This window comes from Nocardia gipuzkoensis, assembly GCF_021183645.1.
GTDB classification, from domain to species: Bacteria; Actinomycetota; Actinomycetes; order Mycobacteriales; family Mycobacteriaceae; genus Nocardia; species Nocardia abscessus.
The window spans coordinates 643,337-654,981 of record NZ_CP089225.1 but is presented as its reverse complement, the minus strand read 5'-3'; the positions used below and the strand labels follow the sequence as shown (position 1 = coordinate 654,981).

At 66.8% G+C, this 11,645-nt stretch carries 7 protein-coding genes; 3 read left to right on the top strand and 4 right to left on the bottom strand.

Translation table 11 applies throughout. The features are described 5' to 3' along the window. Positions 1-31: 31 nt before the first annotated feature. Positions 32-1,123 carry an FAD-binding oxidoreductase gene (locus LTT66_RS03025; RefSeq protein WP_233063605.1) on the bottom strand — a complete coding sequence of 364 codons (1,092 nt, stop codon included), beginning with the start codon at positions 1,121-1,123 and terminating at the stop codon, positions 32-34. Positions 1,124-1,366: 243 nt separating this feature from the next. Here LTT66_RS03025 and LTT66_RS03020 point away from each other — a divergent pair, with 243 nt between their 5' ends. From LTT66_RS03020 to LTT66_RS03010, 3 genes are read left to right on the top strand one after another with little or no spacing between them, the layout of a single operon-like run. Beyond that, complete coding sequence (locus LTT66_RS03020) at positions 1,367-1,897, top strand: hypothetical protein (RefSeq protein ID WP_233063604.1); 531 nt, start codon at positions 1,367-1,369, stop codon at positions 1,895-1,897. Between the two features lie 34 nt (positions 1,898-1,931). Beyond that, the gene (locus LTT66_RS03015; RefSeq protein ID WP_233063603.1) at positions 1,932-3,944 is read left to right on the top strand and encodes a type VII secretion target; all 2,013 of its coding nucleotides are present in this window, start codon (positions 1,932-1,934) and stop codon (positions 3,942-3,944) included. Next, complete coding sequence (locus LTT66_RS03010; RefSeq protein WP_233063602.1) at positions 3,944-6,037, top strand: hypothetical protein; 2,094 nt, start codon at positions 3,944-3,946, stop codon at positions 6,035-6,037. The genes LTT66_RS03015 and LTT66_RS03010 overlap by 1 nt, the downstream gene beginning before the upstream one ends. Before the next feature lie 125 nt (positions 6,038-6,162). On the opposite strand, the gene LTT66_RS03005 is transcribed toward LTT66_RS03010, so the two are convergent. The 3 genes from LTT66_RS03005 to LTT66_RS02995 all read right to left on the bottom strand — a co-directional run bounded on the left by LTT66_RS03005 (position 6,163) and on the right by LTT66_RS02995 (position 11,501). Beyond that, positions 6,163-8,358, bottom strand: a complete 2,196-nt coding sequence (locus LTT66_RS03005; RefSeq protein ID WP_233063601.1) for an elongation factor G-like protein EF-G2 — start codon at positions 8,356-8,358, stop codon at positions 6,163-6,165. Positions 8,359-8,454: 96 nt separating this feature from the next. Further along, entirely contained in the window at positions 8,455-9,924 is a 1,470-nt protein-coding gene (locus LTT66_RS03000) for a serine hydrolase domain-containing protein (protein ID WP_233063600.1), read from the bottom strand. Positions 9,925-10,076: 152 nt separating this feature from the next. After that, positions 10,077-11,501: a WGR domain-containing protein gene (locus LTT66_RS02995; RefSeq protein ID WP_233063598.1), complete on the bottom strand. Its 1,425-nt coding sequence runs from the start codon at positions 11,499-11,501 to the stop codon at positions 10,077-10,079. Between the last annotated feature and the right edge of the window lie 144 nt (positions 11,502-11,645).

Sequence of the window (11,645 nt, the reverse complement as noted above, 5' to 3'; positions counted from 1 at the left end):
GCGTGTCTGTGAATTCGGCTGGGCCGGTAGGTCAGGCATGCAGGGCGGTTCTGACGAGCGGAAGATGGGCGTTCACGTGCTGCAACCGGTGCGAGTCGCGCAGCTGTGCCAGCCGATCGAGATCGGTTCCGTAAAGTCGCTCGGCCAGCGCGTCGTCGAGGTCGTGGACGCCGTAGAGGTAGGGACGCCCCCCTAATTCGCAACAACGATCCATGAGGCCGCGAAACTCGTGGCGGACGGCGGCGGCCGTGGCCGGGTCGCGGTCTATCCAGGTGTAGACGCCCAATCCGATCGAGACGGGGGTAGTGCCAGCCGGAGTGAAGGCGAACGAAGTCGCATCCGCAGGACGGCGCACGATCAGGATGTACAACTCCGTGCGAACACGGTCGATTGGCGGGCGGTGTCGTAGCGCGTCGACGGCCGCGACCATCTCCGCGAGCCGCCCCGCAGGCACTACGTAGTCGGTCCACAGGCGCACTTGGCCCGAGGGGTGGGCCGACATCTCGGCCGTGTCGGGATGTCCGATGAGGGGCAGGTCGCGTACGACCGAACAGTTCTCGGCGCCACAGCGCTTCAGGTCGCCGCCGACCCATCCGGTGGTGGAGCCGAGCGTGCCGCGGCGCAGGAACGCGCAGTGGATGTCGACATCGTCGCGCTGGGCGATCTGTTCGGTGTGCTCGACCAGTTCGGCCAATGTGGCATGGTGTGCGCGGTGGACGTGCGTATATCGGACGTATGGCACGGTGCGCAGCACCGCCCGTTCGATCAACCCCACCATGCCGAGCCCGCCGAGTGCGAACCGGAACAGATCTGGGTGCTCGGTACGAGAGCACCAGCGGCTTGCTCCAGTTCCGTCGACCAACTGGATCGACTCCACGTGATCGACTTGCATGCCGTGTCGCACCGAGTTGATCCCCGCGCCGCCCACCGAAAGGGTGCCGCCCACGGACATGTGCAGGTAGTTGGGTAACACCGGTACGGCTCTGCCGCGGCGGTTCAGGTACCGCTCCAAGCCGTACCAACTCATCCCGGCGGGCACCTCGATCAACCCGTCGCCGACATCGCGTACTTGCTGTGCAGCGGTGTCCGGCGCGTAGGTGACGAGCAACTCACCATCTGTCACGGTCTGTCCATCACAGGAATGTCCCGCACCGCGCAATGTCAACGGTCGACCGGATCCGAGCAGTGCGGCAGGGAACGCGGAGGGCATCCGGTGCACGACCTTCGGGGCGGCGCGTTGTAGGCCGCCGAAGTCGGTGGCGAACTCGTCGATGGGGGCCTCGCGGGAAATTTGGCGGTCGCAGCTCGGGGAATGCAGCTCGCACAGAGTATGGGTGCTTCCCGCAGTTGGGAATAGCGCGCGGTCGTGGTGTCGCATCCTGTAGGGCAGGCAGCGCTCGACGCCTGGACGCTCGTCAACGGTGTTGCCGAGTATGTGAGTGAGAAGGGGCTCGCTGGTCAGTTGCTGCACGGGCGGGCGTTCGGCCCGCGAATGAGTGAGGATCCATTGAGAGACATTCATCCCAACGTGCGTGCCGCACTCGGCATGGCGCGCGAGTTGCGGCACCGAATAGCCAGCATGCGTGAGCGGGCTGACGCGATCGTCGCGCGCCGCCCCTCTCCGAGCGGCTTGGTCGTGCCCGAGGTCGATGCGACGGGACGACTACTGGACCTGTATCTGGCGCCCGGCACGTGCGCGCGATTCGACAACGCGGAGCTGGCTGCCGAGATCATGGCTGCCATCACGGAGAGCGCCGAGGACGCTCGGCGGCAGTATCAGATCGCGATGAACAGCACCGACAACCTGCCGCGGCCGCTCGCGGAGGTCATGCGGGAATGGCGAGCCGAAAAGGGGTCGGACCAGCAAGTTCCCAACTTTGGGAAGGCGGAAGAATAAAGCTCAGATAGCTGGCGGGAGGAATCGACCGAGCATGCCCAATTACCTGGATGTGGAGCCGGATCAGCTGCGCAGGATCGCGAAGCAGCACGATCTGGCCGCCGGGAACATCCGGAAGTGGGGTGAAGTCCCGCACGGCTGGCTCGCCGACTTCGAATCCGGTTACGGCATGATCGCCGATCCGGTGCGGGCGGCTTTGGTGGACTACTACAACCGGCGACATGAAACCGCCGAGCGCCTTGCGGCGAACCACGAGCGGTCACGAGACGAATTGCTCGCCGCCGCGGACGCGCTCGAAGACGCTGATCAGTCCGGCGGGCAACGTGTCGGCGGTGCCGGTGACTTCGGCAACGGAGTTCCCCGGGGTGGTCCGGCACCAGGCGGCTCCCCGGATCCCTCCACACCAACGGAGAGCAGCCCGGGTGTGCTCCCTGCGAAGGACACGCCGTTCGCGCCGCCCTCCACCCCCACATCGCCTGCTACCTCGCCCGCCACGACGTTGCCTGACGCGCCGAGCATCCTCGGCGAGGAAACCCGCACCGACGACCAGCCGTTGATGCCCGCCAACGCTTCGGCTCCGCAGACGTACGGCACGCCACCCACCGAACTCATCGCACCGGTCGGCCCGGTGCAGTACGCGGCTGGCGAATCGGAGCCTTCCATCGACGACCGGACCGTCACTCCCGCCGTCGACCCGGGCGGTACCGCCACCGTGGCTGTCGATTCGAACAGTGCCGCAGGCACAGTTGGCGGGCTCGACGCGCTACCGGTGGCGAATTCGCTCGCGGCGGCGGCTGCCGTCACTGGCGCGGGAATCGCCGGAGGGATGCCCGCACCTCTGGCGACGGGTCCGTTCGTGGCGGCGGCCCACCTCTCCGAAGACAAGCGAGCGCTCCCGTTGTTGGTGGTGGGGGAACGGGTCGAAGACGACTTGGCGCTGGCCCGCACCCTGCTCGGCGCTACTCTTGCCGCTGTCGCTGATTCGGCGCCTGGCTTGGAATGGGCAGTGGCGGTAGGGCGGACCCCTGTCGGGCCCATCGTCGTGCTGACCTCCGCTGAAGGTCGCGGCTGGCTGCCTCCCGGACTCTTTCTGCCCTGTGAGGTCAGTCTCCCGTGGAGGTGGGACTTCGTCTTCGGTGGCGCGGCGGGTCGGCAGACCGTCGCGGCTTTGGAAGGTACCGCCGACCCGGCCAGGATGCTCGCCGAGTTCGGCGTGATGGTGGGCGGTCGCAAGAATGTCCGGATCAGCGCCCTGGTGTCCTCCGGGGCGATCCACGACGATCTGCGCGCGGCCCTCGGTGACGATGTCGCCCTCGAAGGCGGGGTATCCGCCGCCGAGTCTGCCGTCGACTTCACTTCGCCCGGTGTCGGCTTGGTCGATCGGCTCACGTTGGCCGGCTCGGGCGAGTTGCTGCAACAGGCGGCGACAGTGTCCGACAGGGAAATCTGGGCCAAGTGCCTCGAGTTGGCGCGAGCGGCGGATGGCCGGGTTCGCGCTGCCGTTTCCGGCATCGACGGAGAGACCTACGCACATCGTGCCCACCGGCAACGCATCCTCGACGCGCTGGAGGCGGGTCAGCCCATCCCCGCGAGTTGGTGGGATGAAGTACGGGCTGCCGATGACACGATGGCGGCGGCACTGCGATCGCAGCGAGTGGACGTGTCCCACCTTCCTGTCGGCGAAGTTCGCCCGGATGTGTCCGGCGCGGAAGTCTCTCGCGACATGTTCTTCGAGCGTCGTGCGGGAGAAGTGCTGCTGTTGCTCGCCGCTGGTGAGCCCGGCCGGCAGACGCTGCGTGATGTGCTCTACTCGTACGGCCAGATAGCGGAGCATCCGCTGCTACCTGCGGCGCACGCGATGGAAACGATCGGCGTACGTCCCGCGCCCGCGGATACCGGAGCGGGACGCAGTGTGGGGTCCGATGCTTATGGCGCCGGTTCCATCAGCGTAAGTCCCATAGGCGTCGGCGGGCCTCCCGCGTCCATTGCCGAGTTGTGGAACGGATCGAAAGTCTCCGGGGGCTCCGGCGAGAAGAGAACGGGCTGATGGGTAAAGCAGAGGATGCCGCCGACAGGTTCAACGAACTCGGCGAGACAAACACCTGGGATTCCACGAATTTCGATGGAAACGAAGGCCGGGAAGCGATGGACACGCTCCTCGCATTGAACTCGACCGAGTTCGAGCAAGCTTTCGGTAAGCTCGACAGTGTCAAGGTCGCCGAGCTCCTGAAGGAAATCGACGGCGATGTCATGTCGGACAAGAAATATACCGGCCTCCTGGCGGCGCTGAAAGACGGAAAACCTGATGCCTACCTGAAAGTCAAGAAGCAGCAGGAGCAAGATGCCGAGCAGCCCAAATTCGCCGATGGCTATGGGTGGGAACTTCCCGACGAGAAAGAGCATCTGCATCGGGTCGATCTGTATCAGCCGAAGGGCGCCAGTGCGGCGCTGATCAGTCTCATCGAGGACACCGAGTTCACGATGCAGTGGGGATTCGACACATTGGGCGTGCGTGATCCCAAGGCCGCGCCCGACTTCACCAACGTGCTCGATGGCCAGCAGGTCACGACCGCGGACGGTTGGTCACAGGTCAGAAACACGCACGAGACGCTGAAGGAGCAGTTGAGCAAGCGTCAGACCGAGTACAAGGACGCGCACAAGAATGTCAACGGCGACACCAACGACTCCGCGATCCTCAATTCGGATACCTTCAAGAAGCTGAAGAAAATCAAGGACGATCTCAACGAGAAGCTGCAATTCGAATTTCCGGGCGCCAAGGTGGTCGACGGAAAGATGGAATACAGCTTCAAAGGTGCCGACAACATGCCGGACAAGATCGTTGCCTACGAGAAGAACAAAGAATCGGGCAACTACTACCTGACCGCCGAAGCGGAGCAGTCGTATTACGTCAGGCATATCGACGCGGCCGCCGAGAGTTGGGACAATGAGTACGAGAACGCCACCAAGGAGTTTCAGAAAAAGGCCGCGGACATCGATGGTCAGAACACCGACGCCGGCAATACGAACACCGGTAATACCAATACCGGCAATACGAACACCGGTAATACCAATACCGGCAATACCACGAATGGCAACACCTATGTGCCGCCTGGTCAGGATGGAACCACGCAACCGTCGGGCACCACGAACGACGACTGGAGTTCCACGTACGACGACTTGCTGGGCGGCTCTACGGACACCGATGGCTCGCTGACCGATCCGAGCACGGGTACGACCACGGGCACCCTGCCCATTTCGGACACCGGAAGCACCGACCCGTCCACGAGTTCGGACCCGCTCGCCGCCGCTCGTGCTGCGTTGCAGAACGTCGCCGGGACCGGGACCGGGACGAATACCGGTATGAACACCGGCGCGAACACCGGCTCTGTCGCACCCGCTGCCAACGCCGCCGGCGACAACGGTATGGCGAATGCGATGCAGCAGATGGCGATGATGAGCGCCATGAGCGGGATGATGAACCAGGGGAATCGTCAGCCCGACGACGACCGGGCCTATGAGCGAGCCGTCGCGGAGCGGGACCGGGAGCGGCGTGAGGAGCGGGAACGCGAACGCAACCGCAACCCTCAGGCGACCACCGCGACTCAGGCGGTTCAGCAGACGAGTCCTCCTGGCGTGACGGCGCCCACGTACGCGGGCGCTCCGCCGGCGGTGACGACACCGGGCGGAATGGTCGACTACAAGATCGGCAATTCGACGGTGCAGGTCTCCCAGCCGGTCGCGGAGGCTTTGCAGCGGCAGACGCAGAACACCGCGACGAATGCGGTAGCCGCGTACGACGGAACCGCGGGCGCGTCGACGGCGGACCACCCGTGGGCGACGGTTAACGATGTCGCTCAGTTGAAGACCGGCGATGTCGTGCAGTGGGAGAAGCACAGTGCGCTGATCGTGAAGAACGAGAACGGCCTGAACATCCTGGACAATGGTCAACTCATTCCCTTGGACCCCAACAACCCGCCGCTGACCGAAAAGTACGGAAGTTTCACCGGCTACGCGCACCCGACAGGTCTGGACGTCGGTTCCAATACCGTCGACCCCGGAGCACTGGCGCCACCTCCGCCGACGGTGAGCGCGGCGCAGCCTGCCGGACCGCCCCCCGTTGGGCCGCCACCCCAGGTCTGAGCAACCGGCGACCCGGCCACTCGGCGGCGCGAAGCGATCGCCCACGACCCTCGAACACCGCGCTTCAGAACTCGCGCAGGTTACCGCTCGACGGCACCCTCGCCGTCCACGGGGCTATGAGCGGATCACGCGCGCGCTTTCTCCCCGCGCACCGACGCGGCGACTTGGTTCGGCATCGGCTCGTGGCGGGCGTAGCTGCGAGTGAAATCGCCCGTTCCGTGCGAGATCGAGCGCAGATCGATGGCGTAGCGGCTGAGTTCGAGTTCCGGCACTTCGGCGTGGATGCGGGTGCGCCCGGTGCCGTGCGGTTCGGTGCCGAGAACGCGACCGCGGCGGCTGGACAGGTCGCTCAGAACCGGTCCGACGTACTCGTCGGAGACCAGCACCCAGACTCCCGCCAGCGGCTCCAGCACCCTGATCCCGGCGGCGGCCGCCGCCTCGCGCAGGGCGAGCGCGCCTGCGGTCTGGAACGCGGCGTCGGAGGAGTCGACCGAATGCGCTTTGCCGTCGAACAGGGTGACGCGCACGTCCACGAGCGGGTAACCGGCGGTGAGTCCGCGGTTCGCCTGCGCTCGGACGCCCTTCTCCACGGACGGAATGAACTGGCGCGGAACGACTCCGCCGACCACTTTGTCCACGAACTCGATCCCCGACCCCTCGGGCAGCGGTTCGACCTCGATTTCGCACACCGCGTACTGTCCGTGCCCGCCGGACTGTTTGACGTGCCTGCCGCGCCCGGTCGCCTTGCCCGCGAACGTTTCCCGCAACGCCACCTGATGCTCGGTGACGTCGACCTGCACGCCGAACCGCGTCCGCAATCGCTCCAACGCGACGTCGCGATGCGCTTCGCCGAGACACCAGAGCACCAGCTGATGGGTCTGCGGATTGTGCTCGAGGCGCAGCGCCGGATCTTCGGCGGCCAGCCGGGCGAGGCTCTGCGACAGCTTGTCCTCGTCGGTTTTGCTGTGCGCGCGAATGGCGATGGGCAGCAGCGGGTCCGGCATCGGCCACGGCTCGATACGCAAGGGGTTGTCGGTGGACGACAGGGTGTCGCCGGTTTCGGCGTGACCGAGCTTGGTGACGTAGGCGATGTCGCCCGCGATCGCCTGCCGCAGGGGACGTTGCTGCTTGCCGAAGGGAGCGGAGATCGCGCCGACCCGCTCGTCCAGCTCGTGGCTCTCGTGGCCCCGGTCCTCCAGGCCGTGCCCGCTGACGTGCACCGTGTCGTCGGCGTGCAAGGTGCCGGAGAACACGCGGACCATGCAGACCCGCCCGACGTACGGATCCGACGCGGTGCGGATGACCTCGGCGGCCAGCTCGGCGGCCGGGTCGCAGCGCAGCGGATGGGGTTCGGCGCCGTTGCTGGCGGTGATGACGTGCTCGGCCGGTGTCGGAAAGCCGCCGGTGATGAGGTCCAGTAGCTCGACCGTGCCCAGTCCCTGCTTGGCCCCTTCGGGGGCGGGCGCGGCGAACAGCACCGGATGGAAGCTGCCGCGGGCGACCGCGCGCTCCAGGTCGGCGACCAGCGTGGCCAGGCTGATCTCCTCGCCCTCGAGGTAGCGCTCCATGAGGCTCTCGTCTTCGCTCTCCGCGATGATGCCCTCGATGAGCCGGTTGCGCGCGTCCTCGAGAGCGGGCACCTGATCGGGGGCCGGGTCGCCCTGGACCTCTTCTCCGGAGGAATAGTCGCCCACACAGTGCGGCAGCAGCTCCACCATGCCGGTGACCGGCCGGTGACCGTCCGGGTTCTTCGGCCCGTACACGGGCAGATGCAGCGGCAGGATGTTCTCCGACGATCCGCCGCCGAGCACAGTCCGGCAGGTTTCGGTCATCACGTCGAACTCGTCGCGCGCGGTGTCCAGGTGGGTGATCACGATCGCGCGCGGCATCCCGACCGCGGCGCACTCCTCCCACAGCGCCCTGGTCGCCCCCGCGATCCCGTCCGCTCCCTCGGCGGCCGAGATGACGAACAGCGCCGCGTCGGCCGCGCGCAGCCCGGCCCGCAGCTCGCCCACGAAGTCCGCGTATCCCGGCGTGTCGACCAGGTTGATCTTCATTCCGTCCCACGCCACCGGCACGACCGACAACTGCACCGACCGGTGCTGGCGATGCTCGATCTCGTCGTAGTCCGACAGCGAGGTGCCGTCCTCGACCCGCCCGGCGCGATTGACCGCCCGCGCGGTGAGCGCCATGGCGTCGACCAGCGTCGTCTTGCCCGAGCCGCTGTGCCCGACCAGGACCACGTTGCGGATCTGCTCGGGCCGCTCCGCTGTCACCACGCCGCCGTTGCCCGCGGCAGCTCCGTTGGTCTTGTCCACCATGTGTCTCGCTCCCTTTGCTGACACCTGCCGTACCTCAACCTTCCCACCGGGCGTCGCGTTCCGTCCACGAATCGGCGGATCAGCGTGTGAAGGCGGTCAAGGGCAGGCGGGAGAGGACTCGCCGGTCGCGAGGATCGTCCGGCAGGCCCAGCCCGTGGCGATGTACCAGGATCCGTCGCGCGCGACGAACGGGACGACGGCCGGGACGCGGCCTTCCGGGCTGCCGAGAACGGCGGTCGCGAGCAGCTGACCGGGGCCGACCTCGGTCACTTGGACGACCGTCGTGGTGACTGGCGCGTAGACCCGGGATATCCGAGTGATCAACTCCGGATCCTTGTCGTCGTCGGCGATCCGCAGCGGCTTCTCCGCCACCGAGACCGCCGGGTCCAGCGTGCGCCGCAGGCGGTTGTCGAGGTCGGCGACCGCAGGGATCGGCGGGCTCGGCCGGCTGTTCGCCCGATCCTCGGGCACCGTGCCCGGGTACAGCTGCCGGACGATGCCGAACCAAATGATCGATGCGGTGAGCCCGAGCAGGGGCGGAGAAGTGAATTCGTTGACCGCGACGGTGACGCTGACGTCCAGCTCGGGCAGGTAACCCATATGGGTGGCGTAGCCAGGTACCGCCCCGTTGTGGCCGATCCAGCGGCCGAACTCCGCCATGCCCTGTCCGTAGCGCAGGTCCCCGGTGAACTGGGTCCTGGCACGGAAGGTCTCCGGTTTCAGCAGATCGCCGCGGCCCAGCATGCGGGCGTAGTCGGCGAGGTCGGAAATCGTGGACACCATCGTGCCCGCCGCACCGGCAAGCGCCGGGGTGGTGCGCGCGGTGACGTCGGTGGGAGTCTCGTCGAAGTGCGCGTACCCGCGGCTGTCCGGTGCGGGCATGCTGGCGTCGGTGGGATATGTCGTGGAGCGCAGCCCGTGCGCGGCGATGACATCACCGATCACTTCGTGCACCGGTTTTCCGAAGACCTTCTCGAGCACCAGACCCAGCAGGTAGTACTCGGAGTTGGAGTACTCCACGCGACAGCGTGGCGGCATCGCCCTTTCCGGGTGCGCGATGATGGCGCGCAGACGGTCGCCCTCATGCCATTCGGATGCCGGAGTCTTCGCGACTATTTGCTCGGCGAAGGCGGGCTCTTCCCGGATATCCCAGACGCCGCCCTGCATGCCGAGCAGATCACGGAGGGTGATGGTGTCGCCGTAGGGCACTCCCGGCACATACCGTGCCAGCACGTCGTCCAACGAGAGCTTGCCTTCGTCGGCCGCGCGCAGCACCGCGGTGGCGGTGAACGTTTTGGTGATGCTGCCGATCCGAACATGATCCGCCGCGTTCATCGGGCGGGCGGTCGCGAGATCGGCTGTGCCGTACGCCCTCACGAATGTCCCTCGTTCGGGGTCGTTCACCGCCACCAGTGCCCCGGGGGCGAGCCGCGCGTCCATTTGCGGCCGCACGATGTGATCGATCTGCCCGGCTGTCTCGGCTGGAAACCTTCGGTCCTGACGCTCGTCCGACGCACACCCGACCAGCAGCGCCGCCGTCGTCAGCGCCACGGCGATCGCCGTCAACGATGTGGATCGTCCACCCATCGAGCCGTCCCCCCATTTCGATAGTGCTTCTGTCAGTCTGCCAGGACCGCGAGCAGCCGGTTCCTTCAGAGACGCCCCCCGCACATCGCGCGAGACGTGCGAGGAACGTTTCGTCCGGGAACTTCTGTCGCTCAGGACAGCCGGCGGATGTCCCCGCGCACGCGGTAGAAGCCGCCGCGCGCCGACTCGGCTATACCGTCGACCACGTAGCGAGCTCCGGCTCGGCGAATATCTTTGGGGAACTGGACGTTCCAGCCCTGCCGATACCCAGGCGAGACGACCCGCACGCGCAGCGAACTGCCGTGGTCGACGCACTCCACGATGACGCCCGACCCGGCATCGGAGGTGACCTCGACGGTGTCGCTGGGCACCACGGCGGAGATCTCGGGAGCTTTCACCGACACCGTTTGTGGCAGCACCCCCTGCTCGGCATCGCGGATGGCGGCCTCGCTGACGTCGAGACAGGCCAGCGTGCCGGTGGTGGTGACCAGGTACAGCTTCTCGTCGTGGTACTGCATGGAATAGGCCGAGCCGCAGCCGGTGGCCAGCTTCCACACGCGATTCCCGGCGGCGTCGAAGCAGTACACCGACGAGTAGTTGTCGCCGGCGAAGACGTAGCGGCCGTCCGGTGAGGTGGCGCAGGAGAAGACCGCGGCGTCACACTGGTAGGTGCGTTCGGCCCGGCCGCCCTTGGCCACCATGCGGACCTGGTTGCGCGCGGTGCCCGCGTAGACGGCATCGGATTCCTGCCAGCCGAACAGGACTGGGCCGCCGGTGGCCTGCTGCCAGAGGGTGTTTCCGCTGTCCAGGTCGTATTTGGTGATTCCGCCGGAATGTCCGTGGTAGACGCCGTTGGCGTCGATGCGCACCATCCAGCCCGAGTCGCCGGTGCTGCGCCGGGTCCACAGCGACTCCTCCTCGTAGTCGATCACGGTGATGCCGCCTTGGCGGTCGGAGACGCCGAGGACGCCGTCGTGGATGTCGAGCCAGTAGATGTCGACATCGGCCGCGATGTCGTAGGACGCCCGCGGCACCTTGCCCGACAGGTCGTAGACGCGCCCGTCGTCGCATCCGGCATAGATCCAGAAATCATCGGCCACAATGCATTTCACGGCATCCGGCAGCCGGTACCGGCCGGTGACCACGCCGTCCGGGGTCAGGGTGAACACGTCACCGCTCTCGTTGCCCACCCAGCAGCGGCGCTCGTCGACGAAGATGCCGAAGGCCGCGGCGCCGGAGTCGAAACTCCACAGCACGGGCGCGGCCTTCGCGGTGGAGCGGCCGCTGGTGATCGCCCGCCTGGTCACCGGGCGGGCGGCCCGGGCCCCCATCACCGCGGGCGCGTAGCCCTTGCGCACCTTCTCGCCGACCTTCTTCGCGGCAGCGGCCCGCGCCTTCTCCTCGCTGGCGAACGAACTGACCTTCGTCTGCCCTTGCTCCCCGATGCGACCGAAACGGACACTCACTTGCGTGCCCGCGACGATCACCTCGTAGAACTTGTGCGCGGATCCGCTGTCCTCGGACAGCTCGAGATAGGTGGTTCCCCCGATTGTCATAGCGCCTCGCCTGTTTTCGTCAGATCAGAACGGAACGAAAGTTAGCAAGGGGTACCGACATTCGGCGGATCGTCGCTCGATCGGCCGACCTGGCGGGGGCCGGGTCTGGCAGAATCGTGCCGGGCTCGTCACGAGGGGGAACAC

Coding starts and splice junctions, on each gene's coding strand:
- LTT66_RS03010 (WP_233063602.1), top strand. CDS start 3,944: ATGGGTAAAGCAGAGGATGCCGCCGACAGGTTCAACGAACTCGGCGAG.
- LTT66_RS03015 (WP_233063603.1), top strand. CDS start 1,932: ATGCCCAATTACCTGGATGTGGAGCCGGATCAGCTGCGCAGGATCGCG.
- LTT66_RS02995 (WP_233063598.1), bottom strand. CDS start 11,501: ATGACAATCGGGGGAACCACCTATCTCGAGCTGTCCGAGGACAGCGGA.
- LTT66_RS03005 (WP_233063601.1), bottom strand. CDS start 8,358: ATGGTGGACAAGACCAACGGAGCTGCCGCGGGCAACGGCGGCGTGGTG.